This is a genomic window from Paenibacillus sp. JT31N11 (assembly GCF_056269285.1).
This window is the reverse complement of record NZ_JBWDNQ010000019.1, coordinates 72,749-90,169: the sequence shown is the minus strand read 5'-3', so window position 1 is coordinate 90,169 and position 17,421 is coordinate 72,749. Positions and strand designations below refer to the sequence as shown.

Sequence of the window (17,421 nt, the reverse complement as noted above, 5' to 3'; positions counted from 1 at the left end):
AGCATCAAAATAAAATGATGCCTATTAGCTTGTTTTAACTCAATCAACCTTGTTAATGAGATATCGATTCTTTCAGAACCTCTCTAAAACTCATCGGAGGTCGACTGATTAAATTAGTTAGTGCAGGATCAACTTGTGCGAAATCACCCTGACGACTCGCTATAAACATCCCCATCCGCAAATTTATGACGCGGGCTTAGGCATTTGTAGGCCGTTGGTTTTAAACTTTCCGAGGGGATGGAGGTACCGAAGGAGCTGGAAGTGAAGTTTCTCATATCAGAGTTGCAAATCGGTTGCCATCATTTTATAATGAATAAACATTCAATCTAAAAAGAAAGGAGACCCTATGCCGCGAACAAAGGAACAGTTCGAGTACTTACGCTCCGTCACGAAAAACAAAATCCGTTCGGCCGGTTTGCAATTGTTCTCTCACAAGGGTTTGAAGGGGACGAACGTGCAAGAAATTGCTGTCGTAGCCGGCATCAGTACGGGATTGATGTATCAGCATTATAAAACAAAAGAGGATCTATTCCACGATTTAGTCAATACGGCGATCCAAGAAATGAAGGCGATCGAATTTTTGCTGGAAGCCGACGAACGCCCGTCCGGCATTTTCAAACTATTATCCGGCGCTATGATGCGTGAAATGAGCAAGAATGACGAGTCCGCGCAGTATCTGGTGTTGGTTGCGCACTCTTTGCTGATGGGTGATTTGGACCCGAAGATAGCGGGAGGGCATAATGCCCAATTATTCGAGCGAGTGGCGAATCTAATTAGAAAAGGACAGTCCATGGGGGATTTGCGTCCCGGCGATCCGTATCAAATGACGCTGCTGTTCTTCTCGATGGTGCAGGGTTTAGCTGTGTTGAAGCTTTCGTTAAAGGAACGATTCGTATGCCCAGATGCGGACATGTTGACGGCGTATTTGATCATGGATACGAACTGACCGGAGCCAACCTGTTGTATGCGTGCCGATTATCCAGATCCAATGGAGCGCTGTTGGCTAAAATGGCCGACGCTCTTTTTTTGAACTATTATTGAATGAAAATTTATTCATCAAAATAAACTATTGATAAGGGGATTAAACCATGATAAACGAAGGACCTGTCCCAAAACAGGATCGGGCTCTCGCGCCGGATTTGGCAAGAGGAGTCATGCTGCTATTTATCGCGTTGGCCAACTGCGCCGGAGTCTTCTTTGCCACCGCTCCCGGCGTCGATCCCAACCCGCAAGGATGGGAGCGAATCTATAATCTATTCTCGTTTATGTTTCTCCATGCACGGACATACCCCATGTTCGCCTTCATGTTCGGATATGGGATGATTCAGCTTGCGATGCGTCAGCAGGCGGCGGGAAGAAGTCCGCTTGAAGTGCGTATGATATTGCTGCGCCGTAATGGTTGGCTTCTCGGTTTCGGTCTCATTCATGGCGTATTGCTCTATTCCGGCGACATTCTTGGCGCATACGGAGTAGCGGGGCTGCTGTTCGTCTTCCTGCTGCTGAATCGAAGCGAACGTATCTATCGATTGGTATTCTGGTATTGGGGGCTCCTGATCGTCTACTGTCTGGTCTTGATGATTTGGATTGCCATTAATCTCGCCAACGGGTCTACGGAAACGGCTGTAATTGTTACAAGCCCGTTTCCTTCGTCTTTGTCGCCGTCGTATTCCGTCTCCTTTACGGAAAGACTGAACGAATGGCCGATGCATACGGCTTTAATGTCCGTCTCGATTGCCATTATCGGTCTCGGTGCTTGGTGCGCGAAACGGCGGATACTGGAAAACCCCGCGAACCATCTTCGGATGCTGAGCTGGTGTGCCGTGATCGGGATCGCAGCGGCTGCAATCGGCGGTTTACCGATGGGGCTGCTTAATCTTGGCGTTCTTCACGCCGATGCGGATACCGCGCCGTTGATCAAATTGCTTTATGAAACGATCGGCACGTTCGGAGGGGTGGGCTATGTCTCCGTGTTCGGATTGATCGCCTATGCAATGACCAAATACCCGGTATGTGCTAAAAGCCGGATCGTACGGGCCATTACGGCGCTTGGGCAGCGGTCATTAAGCGGCTATCTGTTTCAATCGATCGTGTGGATGGCCGTCGTATCGCCGTTCACGCTGCATCTAGGCGCGCATTTCGAGCGTTTGACCTTGGTTGCGATCGGAACAGCCGTGATCACTTGGCTCGCAAGCGTAATTGCGGCTTATTATATGGATCGGTACGGAAAGCGGGGGTGGGTCGAAGTGCTGCTCCGGAGATTAACCTACGGACGCTTCTACCGTAAAGGCGTTGTCGACGAAGGCCGGGTAAAGGCAGGATTGTAGAAAATTGCACTAATGGCAGCAACCAAGGGAGATAAAAAGAAAGGGCCATCCCGCAAAGGATGGCCCTAAAACTTGCCGTTACAGACGGCACGGCGAACCGTATCATAAGTAGGGCGAGATTTCGCACGCAAAATCAGTCCGCAGATTATCGGGTGTAAAATTCTCTGTTTGCTAAGATGAGATGGAAAGGTGGTCATTACAATGGACTCGATTCAGAACATGAACAAGGCACACTAGCCTATATTGAGGAGAATCTTGACGATGAAATCGACTTTGAACTAGTGGCCAGAACAGGAGGCTGAGAAAATCACTGGCAGGAAAAAACCCTATTTCTACCATATAATTTCATCAAGAGTTTATATGGGCCAAGTGTAGTCGCGATTGTAACGATGCCTTCGCCAAGGCCCTATGCCGCTTCTCAGAATCTAACTTTTTTTGTAGGAAGTTCACATGAATTTAAGCCGCCAAAATGAGAGGGGGGTGCAAGCTTCTATCAGCATCTTTATTTGCCAATTTTGGGGGTCATAAAGTAAATGCCGATCCTGCTTATGTTCCGGTGAATGACGGGAAATATCAGTCATTCGTGACTTATAAGACGTTTGCTAATTGACATCGGTAGAAACATACCAGCGGATGAATCTGCTTTTTACATGTCTGGCACTGCCACGGGAAGCTTAACCAACGCGGTGCTAAAGAAAGATATCAAGGAAGGCACGGATGTCACTATTGTAGTGGATAAAGTAGGGGCGGATTACAACGGGGTAATTTCTCTGGTATTTAGTGACACGGTCATTGGCTATAAACAAATTTGTCAGTCCCAGCTGGTTCACTTTTTTTATTCGTTATCCCTGTAAACCCTGTTCATGTATTCTGACGGCGAACAGCCCATTACCTTTCGGAACACCCTGCTGAAATAAAAGGGATTTTTAAAGCCGAGTAGGTCGCTGATTTCAGATATATTCCGATTGGAATTTCTCATCATTCTAACCGCTTTATCCATAAAAATCTGGGAGTTAAAAAGATGGATCGTGCTCCCAGTTTTCTTTTTGAATACTTCGCTCAAGTAGCTGTAATTCATATCCAGGGAATTAGAAAGCTCCTGTGAATTAAGGGCGTACACTTTCTTTTGTTCCAGGTATTCCATAATCCGTTGCACGGTACGGTCGGACTTGGTTAAAGGGGATTTTTGCATGGACTCTCTGAAAAGATCTGAAAAAAGCTTCATCGTTTGCAAACTGAGGGTGATTGCCCGAAAAGGATCGGTGGAATGGAATATTCGAACGATGAGCTCTAATCTTTGCTCCATTTTTTTAGGTTGTGAAATCTCTCCTTGTTTGGGAAGCGCAATAAATTTACGATAGTCCTCTTGCGAAATGGACAGCGATGGAGTAGGAGTCAAATAGATGTTCAATTCTTGGAATGTCTCCGTATCCGAATGGCCGTAAAAATGTATCCAGTACCATGAGGTCCCGGCAGACGTTTTCGGCTCTCCCCAATGATGCAGACCGCTCTTCAAAAAGAGGAACTGTCCTTTCTTAATTACATATTCCTTATCTTCTTCCCAAACCTGCATTTGGCCGTCGGAAACATAGAAGAAAACATTCCAGTCCAGCGTCCGATTAGGGTGCGTATATTGGTTTTTTGCGGTATGAACACCCAAATCAAGTATTCTTAGCATTTGATCGAATTGTAGCAATACGCTACTGCTCACCGAAATTCCCCTTTTCATGCAAGTCGTTCATTTTAATTATAAATTCGCATTTCCTAAGTGTCCATTCATTAGAAACCCAAAAATAATATAGATTATCCAAAGGGAATGAATTCAAAGCTCGGATTTGACGTTATAAAATAAAGATATATTCGTTGGAATTGAGGTGTCCGGCATGTTTGCCAATTTTAAACTCGATGAAGTAATGTTGACCGACTATACTTTTTCTCACCGAAGAAATCTCGTTAAAAAGTATATCATTGATTTTGACATCGATCGGCTCATGCACACGTTTAAAATCAATGCGGGAATTCCGTCGAACGCGGAGCCACTGGGCGGTTGGGAAGACGTCGATTGCGGCTTGAGAGGACATTTTGCCGGGCATTTTCTTTCGGCGTGCGCCAAATTCGCATTTGCCGATAAGGATGAAGGGTTGAGCAACAAAGCAAACGAGATCGTCGATATGATGGTAAAATGCGCAAAGCCGAACGGCTATCTAAGCGCGTTCGAAGAAGAGAAGCTGGATATTCTGGAATTCGAAGAAAACCGAAACGTATGGGCACCATACTATACCCTGCACAAAATCATGCAAGGCCTGGTTGACTGTCATCTCTACTTGGGCAGCTCTAAATCTCTGTCTCTTGCCGTAAATTTGGCCCATTACATTCGTAACCGATTCGAAAAGCTATCCTTCTGGAAAATCAACGGGATCCTCCGCTGCACGAAGGTGAACCCGGTGAACGAGTTCGGAGGCATTGGGGATGTTCTCTGCACTTTGTATGACCTGACGGGCGATGTCAAGCTTCTCGAACTGGCGAACATTTTCGACAGGGATTATTGGATTGGGCATCTTGAAGCCGGCAGGGATGTACTTGAAAATCTGCATGCCAACACACACCTCCCCATGATCATTGCCGCCATGCACAGGTTTAACATCAGCGGGGAGGATAAATACAAGACAGCCGCCTTAAATTTTTATCGCTACTTGCAGGGAAGGACTTTTGCCAACGGCAACAGCAGTTCAAAGGCCACTGCGTTTATAAAAGGCGGAGTTTCTGAAAAGTCGGAACACTGGGGAGGATATGGAAAGCTGAATGATGCGTTAACCGGAGGGGAAAGCGAAAGCTGCTGCGCGCATAATACGGAAAGGATTCTGGAGCGTTTGCTCGAATGGTCGGGCGCGATTGAATATCTGGATCATATGGAATCCCTGAAATTTAACGCCATCTTAAGCAGCGCGAGTGATAAAACGGGTCTTTCCCAGTACCACCAGCCGATGGGAAGCTGCGCGTTCAAGAAATTCAGCGGCCCGTACGATTCCTTCTGGTGCTGCACCGCGTCCGGAGTCGAGGCGATGAGCGAGCTTCAAAATAACATCTGGTTTAAACATGATGACACGATCCTGCTCAACGCCTTTATATCCTCGACTGTGATTTGGAAAGAAAAGAATGCCAAGATCACTCAATCGACAGACTACCCCGACCTGCTTACCTCAACGCTCGTGATCGAGGCCGCCGAACCTGCGGAGTTTAAACTGATGTTGAAGGAAAAAGCCGTTAAAGCGGTCAGGATCAATTCCGTCTCTATCGATCTGAAGAAGGAAGACGGCTATATCGTGGTTCAACGTGTTTTTAAGGATCAGGATAAAATCGACATTGAAATCGATGCCCACTTGCATTTGGTACCGCTGCAAGGTTCCGAAGGTCTGTCGGCAGTTAGGTACGGTAGCATTTTACTCGCTCAGATTGGACGAAATCGTCCTTTGAAGGGCATTGCCGAACGCTATCTCCATGAAAAATTCGTCAAGTTTCAGTCGAATCGATTGGAATTTGCTGTCGATGACGATCAGGGCAATCAAGCTAAATTTATCCCATTGTATCGAGTGGAGGAAGAAGAATACACGGTCTATTTGGACTTGACGGGGAATTCATTGCTGGATAGCGACGGCTTTTCCTACGCAAAGGACGGAAGCTCGGCCTATGCAGAAGGATGATAGTGGGGATTATATGGATATCCGAAAGTATCATGTGAAGTGGCTGTCGCAAAGCGTCAAATCCGGCGAACCATGCCCTACGGTATCTTTGATACGGGCGCCAATGTTTGGGTTGACAAGAACGAAGTTCTGATGTACATCGATCGCAGCGGAAGCTTCGATGAGAACAATCAGATGCTGAAGCTCGGCTGGTTCAGTTTACGTTTTAGCCGGAATCCATTTTAGCAAAAATTTTCGCAAGAACTTGATCTGGAAAAGGGTTTTGTAAGATCTTGCGGCGATGACATGGGGATGGCAGTCTGGTTAGAAATCGAATCCGTTGCAGAGATTGAAGTTACGATGCAGTACGAGAGTTGGCGTACGGAAGAGAGGAAGCTGGCTTACGGAGAATCGGGACGGGGGAGAGGCAAGCGGCCGTAAGCTACGTCTGTTACCCCGGGAAGGTGATCACGTACCCGGACCGCATCGTCCGCGACGACAAGAGCGTTACGTCCAGCGATTGAACACCGACTATGTCGATATCCTGTTCCTGCACGATGTAGAATTTATGGAGCGGGATATCCTTTCCTTTACGAAGAAGCGATTCCCGCTCTTCAACGGCTTAAGGAACAGGGCACGCCGGACATTAATCTTACAGATTTCCGCCACCTCCGGGCAAGGTCGTGCCCGGGCAGTCTTGCATCCTAGTCGACTTATATTCGGTCGGCGTAATGCCGTGAATTCTTCGGAACGCTCTGCGAAACGTATTGGCTGAATGGTATCCGACCTCCTCCGCCAGCCTTTGGATCGGCAAATCGGATTCCACGAGCAGTTCCCGAGCTTTCTCCATACGCAAAACCTCCACATATTCGGAAAATGTGACACCCGTTTGTTCCTTGAAAAATTGGGACATGTAGGCTTCGGACATGCCTGTCTGATCGGCGGCGTACGTCAGGCTGAATTCGGGATTCATGAACGAAGTCCGGATCAGCTCGATCACTTCTTCCCTCAATCGATGATTGTGGCTTTTTTTTCGTTCCAGCACCGAATCGCAGATCGAATAATAGGCAGTACGGATATTATCGTACATCCGCGCCATCGTGTCCGCCGTGTCCGTCGCGTCGACGGATCTAATCTGATTGGCCCAGTATGATTTCGCAGCTCCCTGCTCGTCCAGCTTGACGACGCTCCCCCATAATTCGCTCAGGAACAGATTCAGCATCGGAAGAGACAGCTTCCGTGTCCTGAAGTTTTCAACAAACAGGCTTTGTAAAATCTCGTTGATGCTCGCTTTGTCCCCGATGCGGGCGCTGTTCATCAAGCGGACTTCCATATCGTCGGGGTAAAAGTACCGGTCAAAATGGACTGGCCGTTCGTTGTACCATAACACACCGGGCTTATGCTCCTGCCACAGGGCGAGGCTCATGATACTCCTCGCATCCTCGAATGATTGAGGCACATGAGCCAGACTGCCGCACGGTCGTCCGACAGCAATGACGGCAGGCAGCTTCAGCTTTTCCCGGATCAACTCGTCGAGCTGCTGGATCGTACGGCTCAACAGTTGCCTGCTTTCTTCCCATTCAAGTCCCGGCAGTTCAATCAGTAATGCGATCAGGTCTTCGTCCAGATCGTAGAGATGCACCTTTTCGGACACCCCCTTCAGGACGGCTTGTCGCACATGTATCCGCTTTCTTTCCAGATCGTGCAGAAGCTCGACATTCATTTCGTCTGGATACCCGCGAAACTGCAGCAGAGCGACGGCAAAAAAGGGACCCTGAATCTGCAATCCGCTGTAGGCCAGCAAGGAATGCAGCTCGTTTGTCGAGCTAAAGCTGCCTTTTAATAATTTATGGAAAAAGTCGCTGTATACATACGGAAATTGCTCATCCAGCCTGACCCGCAGCTCTTCGTTGCTCAATAGCAGCCCGGACAGCGTGGTTGCGATCGTGCCGAAGGCATCACGAATTTCGTTAAGATCCTTGTGCAGCCGGTTGGGAATGAGCTTCAGCAGATCCCGAACAGCTTGGGTGTTCTTGTAGGCCAACAAACACGCGAAGGCCAGTCCGAACAGCAGGGTAATAAATAAAATGATCAACGTCATTTTTTTAATGTAGTAGACGTTTTGCAGCACCACCTTGGCGGGTTGGGCAACGACAAAGGTCCAGCTATTGACTTTGGACGTAATGTAGCTAATGTATTGATCGCCGGTCGCTGCCGACGGCTCAATGATCCCCGCGGCATTGCCGGCGGGAATATACTCCGGCCGTCTGCCGGCGGAATGAGACAACTGGGAAACTACCTTTTTGTTCTGGTCGAGAATATATACCGCTTCGCCGTTGGCTGTGTTGATGGCGCTTAGGATGCGCTGGATTTCGGTATTGTCGATCATAATCATGACCGCTCCGTAGGAGAATTTCGGCGTTCCCAGGGACTGCATGTATGTGATCGCCGTATAGGGCTTGCCGTCCATGACGACATTCCGAGCAGGCAGCGTATCCTCCTGATGCCAGACGTTCATTGCCTGCTGGTGCCAATAATCGAAGCTCTCATCGTCGAACTGCAGGTGCTGACCGTAAAATTCCTTCGCCTTGTAGATGGAATTGGGGGTCAGGGCAACGTCGCTGTTGCGGAACAAGATCGCGTAGTCGAGGATGATGCTGTTGGCGATGCGGTAGTCGACGATGCTTTGCTGAGTATTGATCATGCGGTATACGTTCTGAAAGGGCTGCGTTTCATACTGAAACGATTTAATTTTCGGATTGTTCATTGTCTGGTATACAATCATGTCGACCTCGGAAAATTTCTGGTCGATCCCACTCTTGATCTGCTCCAGCGTCGTCAGGTTCGACTTCATAATGCCGGCTTCCACGATATCTAGCGTCTTCTCGTACACAACGGTGCCGATGATGAGCGGGAACAGCAAAAAAATCAAATACGGGATTAAATAGCGGATGAGTATATTTTTGTAGGAACGCATTTCGGAGAAACGGGACATTGGATCACCTGCAGAACGGATTTTAAAGCGGTTTCAAAAAAACAGTCTAGCCATGTGGGCGATCAGTCTAATTTATTATAGTACAACGGCCTGCCTGCAGATAGGTGCAATTGCCATTTCTAATGAATTGCACGCTGGTTTTACAAATGCTTCTCCGGTTTTCTAATGCATTACCCCGTTTTTGGGGAAAAGCCGCTATCGCCCGAGAAGCTCTACTGCTAACGTAATAGACGTAATCGCGAAGGTTGCGAAATTTTATGGGGAGGTCACTTGCTGGATGAAGACACTCATTGGAGATCGGAAGAAGGTGAGGCACAAGACAGCCGAGCAATGGCTGGTGTTCAGACGGGTCCGCAGAGATTGGCAGTTGTATGCGCTTTTATCGTTGCCGCTTCTTTATCTGCTGCTGTTTAAGTATGTCCCGATGTACGGAGCTTCGATTGCCTTCAAGGATTTTTTGCCGTCAAAGGGCATTTGGGGCAGCGATTGGGCAGGCCTGAAGCATTTTTACCGCTTCTTCGGCTCGTATGATTTTTGGCGAATCATTAGGAATACGTTCAGCCTCAGCGTCTATCAACTCGCTGCAGGGTTTCCTTTCCCGATTCTGCTGGCGCTCAGTTTGAACCAAGTGAGGGACGGATTTTTCAAGAAATCGGTGCAGATGGTGACATATGCCCCGCATTTCATCTCCGTCGTCGTGGTCGTCGGTATTCTGCTGCAGTTTCTGAATCCCCGGACGGGCATTTTTGCCAATCTGTTCGGCCTTCTTGGCATGCAGCCCGTCAATATTATGGGCAAAGCGGAGTATTTTCAATCCCTGTACGTTTGGTCAGGCGTCTGGCAGCAGCTCGGATTCTCATGCATCATATATTTGGCGGCGCTTACAAACATTGATCCGTCGCTTCATGAATCCGCTGCCATCGACGGCGCGCACAAGCTGCACCGGATGTGGTACATTGATCTGCCGGGCATTATGCCCATCGCACTCATTCTGCTGATATTAAATGTAGGGAGCATGCTGGACCTTGGCTTCGAGAAGGTGCTGCTGCTGCAAAATCCAATTAATCTGCGAACGTCCGAGATTCTCGACACGTATGTGTACAAGGTGGGGCTCATTTCAGCCTCAATGAACTACTCGTACTCCGCCGCGATCGGGTTGTTCCGCAATGTGGTCAGCCTGTTCCTGCTTGTTGCCGTTAACCGAATCGTTCGAAAATTTACGAACAGCAGCCTGTGGTAAATGCTGCGGTCGACGAAAGGAGCCGTTCATGAAACAACAACATGCCATCAAGGATACGGGAATCGACCGCATGTTTGCGATTGTCAATCATGCACTGCTGATCTTGCTGCTGGTAGTGGTATTGTATCCTTTGATATTTATATTAAGTTCCAGCTTCAGCTCGATGGATGCGGTCATCGGCGGCAAAGTATGGCTGTGGCCGGTCGATCCGGGGCTTGAAGGCTACAAGGCCGTCTTCAGCCAGAAATCCGTCTGGGTCGGGTTTGCCAATTCGACCGTCTACACGGTAGTAGGTACGGTGATCAGCGTCGCAATGACGGTATTGGCCGCATATCCGATGTCTCGTAAAAATTTGCTGGGACAAAACTTCATTATGTTCCTGTTCGTTTTTACCATGATGTTCTCGGGCGGGCTGATCCCGACCTATTTGCTGGTCAAGGATCTCGGCATGCTCGATACCAGATGGGCGATGCTCTTGCCAGGCGCGCTGTCGGTATGGAATATGATTATTACCCGTACTTTTTTCCAGACTTCGATTCCAAGCGAGCTGCTGGAGGCGGCTCAGATCGACGGCTGCTCGGATTTCCGTTTCCTGACCAGCATGGTGCTGCCGCTATCAGCACCGATCTTGGCGGTCAACTGTCTCTTCTATGCGGTCGGACAGTGGAATTCGTTTTTTAACGCCCTAATTTATTTAAGCTCGCCTTCCCTGTTTCCGCTTCAGATTGTGCTGAACAATATTCTCGTTCAGAATGAGGTGGACAACAGCATGCTGGCGCATGCCGGTGACCAGTTGGCCCGGCAAGGCTTGCACGAGCTGCTGAAATATTCGCTGATAGTCGTAGCGTCTCTCCCGGTGCTGGTTATTTATCCGTTTGTTCAAAAGCACTTTGTCAAAGGAATCATGATCGGTTCGCTGAAAGGCTAAGTGTTGCGTACTTAAACTCTATTCGGGAAAGGAAGATTGGCGTTGGAAGGAAAAGCTTTCTATATCGCAATGTCGGTCCTGCTCGTTCTAACATTAGGTCTGTCCGCCTGCTCCGGCTCGGACTCCTCTGGCAACAAGAAGTCCGAATCGTCCGCCGCAAATCAGGAAGGAAACATGACGGAAGCGGGGACGTTTCCGATCGTCAAGGAGAAAACCACCCTGCATGTGCTGATCAGGGGTCATGGACTGGTGCAGGACTTCGTGAACAACGAATTTACGAAGTGGTATGAGGAAAAGACGAACGTGCACATTGAATTTGACATCGCTCCCGAGAAGAATTCCGGCGACAAGCTGAGTCTGATGCTGGCAAGTGGCGATTTGCCGGACATCATCATGGGATTCAATATGCCGGATACGCAGGTTCTTACGTACGGCCAGCAAGGCATCTTTATCCCGATGAACGATTTGATCGAGAAGTACGGCGTCAATACGAAGAAGGAATTCGAGAAGTATCCCGTCATTTTCAAGGACCGGATTACGGCGCCTGACGGCAATATTTACGCGCTTCCGAATATTGAAAACTGCTACCATTGCTCCATGTCGCAGCGCATGTGGATCTATACGCCGTGGCTGGATAAACTCGGACTGAAGATGCCGACGACGACCGAGGAGTTTTATCAGGTGCTGAAGGCGTTCAAGGAGAAAGACCCGAACGGCAACGGAAAGCAGGATGAAATTCCATTGACCGGCGCCATCGACACGTTCACCAGCTATCCCGACGCCTTTTTGATGAATGCCTTTATTTACAACAACTATTTTCAAAACAACAAGCAGTTCTTTGTCAAAGACGGAAAAATTGATACGGCCTTCAATAAACCGCAATGGAAGGAAGGGCTGCAATACCTGAACAAGCTTTACAAGGAGGGTCTGATCGCGCCGGAGACATTCACGCAGGATCAGACGCAGTTGCAGCAATTGGGCGAGAACCCAGATGCGGTGATTGTGGGGGTATCCGCCGCCCACAATATGGGAACGTTTACGCAGTACAACGGCGAGAGCGGCAGGTGGCTCGATTATAAGGCGATCCCTCCTCTCAAAGGACCAGATGGCCTGCAGGTAGCGGCATACGACCCGTACGGCGGGAATGAATACGGCGCGGCAGTCATCACCAATTCCAGCAAAAATTCTGAAATCGCATTCAGATGGCTGGACGGCTTCTACGATTTCGAGGCTTCTTTCCGGAACAGCTACGGCATAGAAGGCAAACAATGGGAGAAGGCAAAGCCGGGAGACAAGGGGCTTGACGGCCGTCCGGCTACCTGGACAAGACTGGAAGAGTATGGATCTCCGCAAAGCTTCGGCTGGTTTGCCCGTGCGTTGTTCGACAATGCCGAGACGAAGATGGGCGAGTCGGTAGCTGACCCCAATACCAACCTGGAAGCCATTCTCTACAACGAGACGAAGAATAAGATGGAACCTTATCAGGTGAGCATGGATCAGATTGTGCCGCCGCTGTACTTCGGAGAACAGGAAGCGGCCGAAATCAGCGACCTGTCCACAACGATCAACGACTATGTCAATGAGATGAAGGTGCGGTTTATTACGGGCGACGCTAATCTCGATCAGGATTGGGATTCGTACCTGAAGACACTGGACGGAATGAACCTGTCGCGTTATCTGGAAATTTATCAGCAAGCCTACGATGCAAAGAAGAAAAATACCTAAACGGAGGAACAACAAGCCATGGTTCAACGCTTTTACGATGAGAGAGACATCTTTTTCGACAGAAGGTTCGGCATGTTCGTTCATTGGGGCTTATATGCCATCCCTGCCTGGCACGAGCAGATTTTATGGCGCGGAAAGGGGATGATGAAGCGCAGCGAATACGAGCGGCTGGTCGATCAGTTCAATCCGGACCGCTTCGATCCGGACGCCTGGATCGATATGGCGGAAGCCGCCGGCATGCAATATATTTGCTTTACAACCAAGCATCATGACGGATTCTGTCTGTGGGATACCCGGTATACCGATTACAATGTAATGAACAGTCCCTTCGGAAAAGATATACTCGCGATGCTGGCCGAGGCATGCGAGCGGAGAAACTTCCCGCTCAGTCTCTACTACTCATGTCCGGATTGGCATCATCCCAATTATCCGAATATGGGCAGGCATCACGAGATGTTCGCTCCCCGGGCCGCCGAAGAGCCCGATATCGACCGGTATTACGAGTTTGTGCGCAAGCAGATCGAAGAGCTGTGCACTCGCTACGGCAAAATCTATCAATTTTTCTGGGACATCAACGTGGCGGAGCACTACGATCCCAGTCTGAATGAGCTGATCCGCAAGCTGCAGCCGGGCATTCTGATCAACAACCGCGGGCCGGGCGAGGGCGATTACAGCACACCGGAACGGATTCTTCCCGAAGGAAACGAATTTCGGTCGCCGGCAGAGGCCAACCAGTCGCTCGGGAGGGAGAGCTGGTCCTACAAAAGCGACGAGGATTATTACAGCCACAAATTTCTGATGCAGAGCATCGACAAAATTTTGGCGATGGGCGGCAATTATTTGCTGAATGTCGGCCCCAAGGCAGACGGCTCGTTTCCGGAAGAGAGCGTTCAGGCTTTTCAAAAAATTGGAAAGTGGTATAATACAGTCAAAGAATCGTTCGAACAGGCGCTCCCCGCCTCCGCGCTGATTCACAAGGATGTCGTAGTTACGTCCAGTGGAGACAGGATTGAAAGAGACCATGCGCTGGCGACGAAAAGAGGAAACACGCTCTACGTTCATCTCTACCGGGATATCCAAACCACGGCGATCGTGCTGAAACCATGGGATATTCTTCCCAAAAAAGCAGTGCTACTGAACAACGGACAGGAGCTGGAAGCCCGTGTCGATCTTATTCCCTCTCACTGGAGAGAGAAACCTTATCTGAGAATCCGAAATCTGCCTGTCAATGAATTGACGGACGAAGTACTTGTCATAAGGCTTGACTTTGACGAATCGTTAAGCGATTGACGACAGGACTTCTGCAGCGAGCCCTTCAGGCGCCACCCGGAAGGGGTAATCCTGACGAGGAAGCAGACGATGAAAAACGTGGTCAAAATTGACGCCCAGGCCGGCAAACACACAATCGACCGTAACATTTACGGGTATTTTGCGGAGAATCTGGGCCGTTGTATTTAGCAGGGTTCTGGGTAGGGGAGGATTCGTCCATTCCGATTACGCTCGGCATTCGGAACGATATTGTGGAAGCGCTTAAATGGCTGAATATTCCGATTCTTCGCTGGCCGGGCAACTGCTTCGCCGACGAATACCACTGGATGGACGGCATCGGCCAGCGCGAGAACAGGCCCGAGATGATCAACACGCATTGGGTCAGAGTGGTCGAAAACAACCGTTTCGGCAACCATGAATTTTTCGATTTGTGCGATAGCCGCCCGGAACTCGTACTGAACGCCGAACTGAACATAGAACGTCCGCATGCAGCGGACAGGAAAGGAATGAAGAAGATGGAACGGGTTGTTATAGCATGGGATGAAACGATCCCGGCGGTTTCCTTTGCGGCTGCAAAGCTGCAGGAGGCGTTGGAAAACCGTGGCGCGGCCGTTGCCGGCATCTCGCCCCCCTCACTGGCCGAGACGGACGCCCCAATTCGCATTGTGCTTACCGTTGCGCAGGAGGGGGACGCCGCTCTCGCGGCGGAAGGCTACACGATCCGGATGGAGTGGAGAGATGGCATTATGCTGTGCCGTGTGACCGGCGCCGATCCGGCCGGAGCAATGTACGGGGGGCTTGACGTCGCGGATTCAATCAATGCCGGAACGAGCGTCTTCAATCTTTTGAACAAGACCGGCAAGCCGCATATCGCCGGACGCGGGATCAAATTCAACATCCCGCTTGACGCGCGCACGCCAAGCTATTCCGACAACGGCGACTCTGCACAGCACAATATTCCCGAGATGTGGAGTATGGGCTTCTGGCGGGAGTTCCTCGACGATATGGCGCTGTACCGGTACAATACGCTGTCGCTGTGGAATCTTCACCCCTTCCCGTCGATGGTCCGCGTGCCCGAATATCCCGACATCGCCCTCAGCGACGTGAAGCGGACGACGTCTCCGATCCAGGCGAGCCTGATGGGAACCGACATGTCGACCGAGAAGACACTCGCTTCGCTTGAGACCGTCCGCGTTATGAGCATCGAGGAGAAGGTCAACTTCTGGCTCGAGGTTATGCAGCATGCAAAGAACCGCAACATCGAGGTCTTCATCATCACGTGGAATATGTTCACATACGGCACAGAGGGCAACAGCTACGGCATCTCCTGCGATCAGGACAACGAAACGACAGCAGACTACTTCCGGGCCAGCGTCCGCGCCTTGTTGGAGGCATATCCTCTGCTTGCCGGAATCGGCGTAACCGCTGGCGAAAACATGAAGCACGGCGATTCGCGTGCCAACGAGGATTGGCTTTGGCGCACGTACGGAGAGGGCGTAATGGATATCAAGCGGAAGAATCCGGAACGCAAGGTGCGGTTCATTCACCGGGCGCATCAGTCGGCTCTGTCCACCATTGATCAGGCGTTCTCAGCTTACCCGGATACGTTCGATTACAGCTACAAATATTCGCTTGCGCACATGTATTCGTCCGTTCATCCACCGTTTATTTATCAGACGAGCGGCTACAAGGAGCTGGAAGGCGGCTTCCTGACCGAACTGCCGGAGGGCCGCAAGACGTGGCTTACTGTGCGGGACGACGACTACTATTATTTCCGCTGGGGCGATCCGGAATTTGCCCGCCAATATATTCTGAATATGCCGCCAGCGGAGAAGCTGGCCGGTTTCTACATGGGATCGGACGGGGTCGTCTGGGGGCGTGAATTTGTCAGCACTGAGCCGGATACGCCGCGACAGTCGATCATTCGCAAGCGCTGGTACAGCTTCTTGCTGTGGGGCCGGCTGGCTTACGAGCCGACGCTTCCCGACTCCTATTTCGAGCGGCAGCTTGCGTTCCGTTTTCCGGAAGCGCCGAGCCACGCGCTGCTTGAAGCTTGGTCGGCGGCCTCGCGCATTTTGCCGCTTGTCACTACGTTCCATTGGGAAGATAACCATCTGGATTTTCAATGGTATCCCGAGGCGTGCTGCAGCAATCCGAAAATCGCCAAGGGGTTCCATACGGTGGAGCACTTCATGAACGACGCGCCGATGCCTGGGAGTGGACTGATGAGTATCCCCGATTATTGCGCTCATTTGAGCGGCAAGCGCGCCGTCGACGGCATCACGCCGGAGAGGGTAGCGCAGAATTTGCGCGAATATGCGGAGCGCGCGCTGCAGTTCGCCGGCGAAATCGACCATGGGGATGACAAGCAGCTTCGCCTGACGCTCGGCGATCTGCAGGCGATGGCATACCTCGGCCGATATTACGCCGCCAAAATTTCCGGCGCGCTGCAGCTGTGCCTGTTCCGGCAGACGGGCGATACGTCCTGTCAAACGCAGGCGGTCTCATATCTGCATTCGGCGTCCGGACACTGGCAGGATTACGCCGCGCAAACTGCGAGCCTATACGTGCCGCAGCAGTTGACGCGCCAGGGATGGAACGTTGTGGACATTTCGGCACTCCAGACGCGGGTGGACGAGGATATCGCCATAGCCAAGAACGCGTAGGCGCATATCATCTTCGCCCGGCGGGCCAGGACACGGCGGAACCTGCGACAACATGGATATTCAGGACAAGGAGGCGGGCATCTACGCCCTGTTCGGACTCCTGTCCCTGTACGATCTGACCGGCGAGGCCCGATAGCTCGAGGCCGCGATCGGAGCGGCCGACTATACCGAAACGTGGACCTATGCCTGGAAATTCCCGGTGCGAACGCTGCTGCCGAAACATCCCTTCAACAAGTATGCGATCAGCTGGCAGAGCATTATTACCATCGGCGGCGGAGCCGACGTCTACATGGCCGCATGCTCGTATACCTACTACAGGCTGTATGTCATAACGGGCGACGAGCATTATCTCGATTTTGCCGAGTTCATTCACAAGAATACCCGGCAGTCCAACGACGTGGACGGCAGCATCGGATACATTATGCCAGGACTTGGGCACGAGGCGGCAACTTTACCAGCCAGATCCTGCAGAGCCACTACCACTGGCTGCCCTGGTGCACCTATGTGGAAATCGATCCTTCTTCGAGGCTGTTTGACACCTTCTGGGGCTACGAGATAGCGGACGCCTAGCGACTCGGCCCGGAGGAGAGAGCC

The 17,421-nt window shown here is 50.6% G+C and carries 12 protein-coding genes and 1 pseudogene; 11 read left to right on the top strand and 2 right to left on the bottom strand.

The genetic code is table 11. The annotated features are described in order from the left end of the window. Nucleotides 1-346: 346 nt before the first annotated feature. Nucleotides 347-946 carry a TetR/AcrR family transcriptional regulator gene (locus tag AC0YNV_RS35550; protein WP_475772270.1) on the top strand — a complete coding sequence of 200 codons (600 nt, stop codon included), beginning with the start codon at nucleotides 347-349 and terminating at the stop codon, nucleotides 944-946. Between the two features lie 142 nt (nucleotides 947-1,088). Next, complete coding sequence (locus tag AC0YNV_RS35545; protein WP_475772269.1) at nucleotides 1,089-2,324, top strand: DUF418 domain-containing protein; 1,236 nt, start codon at nucleotides 1,089-1,091, stop codon at nucleotides 2,322-2,324. An 835-nt stretch (nucleotides 2,325-3,159) separates the two neighbouring features. On the opposite strand, the gene AC0YNV_RS35540 is transcribed toward AC0YNV_RS35545, so the two are convergent. Then, nucleotides 3,160-4,035 carry an AraC family transcriptional regulator gene (locus AC0YNV_RS35540; RefSeq protein WP_475772268.1) on the bottom strand — a complete coding sequence of 292 codons (876 nt, stop codon included), beginning with the start codon at nucleotides 4,033-4,035 and terminating at the stop codon, nucleotides 3,160-3,162. Between the two features lie 172 nt (nucleotides 4,036-4,207). On the opposite strand from AC0YNV_RS35540, the gene AC0YNV_RS35535 reads away from it, so the two are divergent. The 3 genes from AC0YNV_RS35535 to AC0YNV_RS35525 all read left to right on the top strand — a co-directional run bounded on the left by AC0YNV_RS35535 (nucleotide 4,208) and on the right by AC0YNV_RS35525 (nucleotide 6,445). Continuing rightward, nucleotides 4,208-6,025, top strand: coding sequence for a beta-L-arabinofuranosidase domain-containing protein (locus tag AC0YNV_RS35535; protein ID WP_475772267.1), 1,818 nt, complete (start codon nucleotides 4,208-4,210; stop codon nucleotides 6,023-6,025). 39 nt (nucleotides 6,026-6,064) lie between these two features. Further along, nucleotides 6,065-6,250 carry a DUF5703 domain-containing protein gene (locus AC0YNV_RS35530; RefSeq protein ID WP_475772266.1) on the top strand — a complete coding sequence of 62 codons (186 nt, stop codon included), beginning with the start codon at nucleotides 6,065-6,067 and terminating at the stop codon, nucleotides 6,248-6,250. A gap of 66 nt (nucleotides 6,251-6,316) precedes the next feature. Next, nucleotides 6,317-6,445, top strand: coding sequence for a hypothetical protein (locus tag AC0YNV_RS35525; RefSeq protein ID WP_475772265.1), 129 nt, complete (start codon nucleotides 6,317-6,319; stop codon nucleotides 6,443-6,445). 211 nt (nucleotides 6,446-6,656) lie between these two features. Here AC0YNV_RS35525 and AC0YNV_RS35520 read toward each other — a convergent pair whose 3' ends face one another. After that, nucleotides 6,657-8,999: a helix-turn-helix domain-containing protein gene (locus tag AC0YNV_RS35520; RefSeq protein WP_475772264.1), complete on the bottom strand. Its 2,343-nt coding sequence runs from the start codon at nucleotides 8,997-8,999 to the stop codon at nucleotides 6,657-6,659. Between the two features lie 277 nt (nucleotides 9,000-9,276). Between AC0YNV_RS35520 and AC0YNV_RS35515 the strand changes: the two genes are divergently transcribed. The 6 genes and pseudogenes from AC0YNV_RS35515 to AC0YNV_RS35490 all read left to right on the top strand — a co-directional run bounded on the left by AC0YNV_RS35515 (nucleotide 9,277) and on the right by AC0YNV_RS35490 (nucleotide 17,386). Next, nucleotides 9,277-10,239 (top strand): ABC transporter permease, encoded by a 963-nt coding sequence (locus AC0YNV_RS35515; protein WP_475772263.1) that lies wholly within the window; start codon nucleotides 9,277-9,279, stop codon nucleotides 10,237-10,239. Between the two features lie 28 nt (nucleotides 10,240-10,267). Continuing rightward, nucleotides 10,268-11,167, top strand: coding sequence for a carbohydrate ABC transporter permease (locus AC0YNV_RS35510; RefSeq protein ID WP_475772262.1), 900 nt, complete (start codon nucleotides 10,268-10,270; stop codon nucleotides 11,165-11,167). 42 nt (nucleotides 11,168-11,209) lie between these two features. Continuing rightward, the gene (locus AC0YNV_RS35505; RefSeq protein WP_475772261.1) at nucleotides 11,210-12,892 is read left to right on the top strand and encodes an ABC transporter substrate-binding protein; all 1,683 of its coding nucleotides are present in this window, start codon (nucleotides 11,210-11,212) and stop codon (nucleotides 12,890-12,892) included. Nucleotides 12,893-12,910: 18 nt separating this feature from the next. After that, nucleotides 12,911-14,182: an alpha-L-fucosidase gene (locus AC0YNV_RS35500; protein WP_475772260.1), complete on the top strand. Its 1,272-nt coding sequence runs from the start codon at nucleotides 12,911-12,913 to the stop codon at nucleotides 14,180-14,182. A gap of 69 nt (nucleotides 14,183-14,251) precedes the next feature. After that, nucleotides 14,252-14,598: pseudogene (locus AC0YNV_RS35495) on the top strand (alpha-N-arabinofuranosidase); the annotation flags it as partial. 2,428 nt (nucleotides 14,599-17,026) lie between these two features. Continuing rightward, nucleotides 17,027-17,386, top strand: a complete 360-nt coding sequence (locus tag AC0YNV_RS35490; protein WP_475772259.1) for a hypothetical protein — start codon at nucleotides 17,027-17,029, stop codon at nucleotides 17,384-17,386. Nucleotides 17,387-17,421: the final 35 nt, after the last annotated feature.

Bases quoted from the DNA above. Each gene is read 5' to 3' on its own strand.
- AC0YNV_RS35510 (WP_475772262.1), top strand. From the start codon at position 10,268: ATGAAACAACAACATGCCATCAAGGATACGGGAATCGACCGCATGTTT.
- AC0YNV_RS35520 (WP_475772264.1), bottom strand. From the start codon at position 8,999: ATGTCCCGTTTCTCCGAAATGCGTTCCTACAAAAATATACTCATCCGC.
- AC0YNV_RS35535 (WP_475772267.1), top strand. From the start codon at position 4,208: ATGTTTGCCAATTTTAAACTCGATGAAGTAATGTTGACCGACTATACT.
- AC0YNV_RS35545 (WP_475772269.1), top strand. From the start codon at position 1,089: ATGATAAACGAAGGACCTGTCCCAAAACAGGATCGGGCTCTCGCGCCG.
- AC0YNV_RS35525 (WP_475772265.1), top strand. From the start codon at position 6,317: ATGGCAGTCTGGTTAGAAATCGAATCCGTTGCAGAGATTGAAGTTACG.
- AC0YNV_RS35500 (WP_475772260.1), top strand. From the start codon at position 12,911: ATGGTTCAACGCTTTTACGATGAGAGAGACATCTTTTTCGACAGAAGG.
- AC0YNV_RS35515 (WP_475772263.1), top strand. From the start codon at position 9,277: ATGAAGACACTCATTGGAGATCGGAAGAAGGTGAGGCACAAGACAGCC.
- AC0YNV_RS35550 (WP_475772270.1), top strand. From the start codon at position 347: ATGCCGCGAACAAAGGAACAGTTCGAGTACTTACGCTCCGTCACGAAA.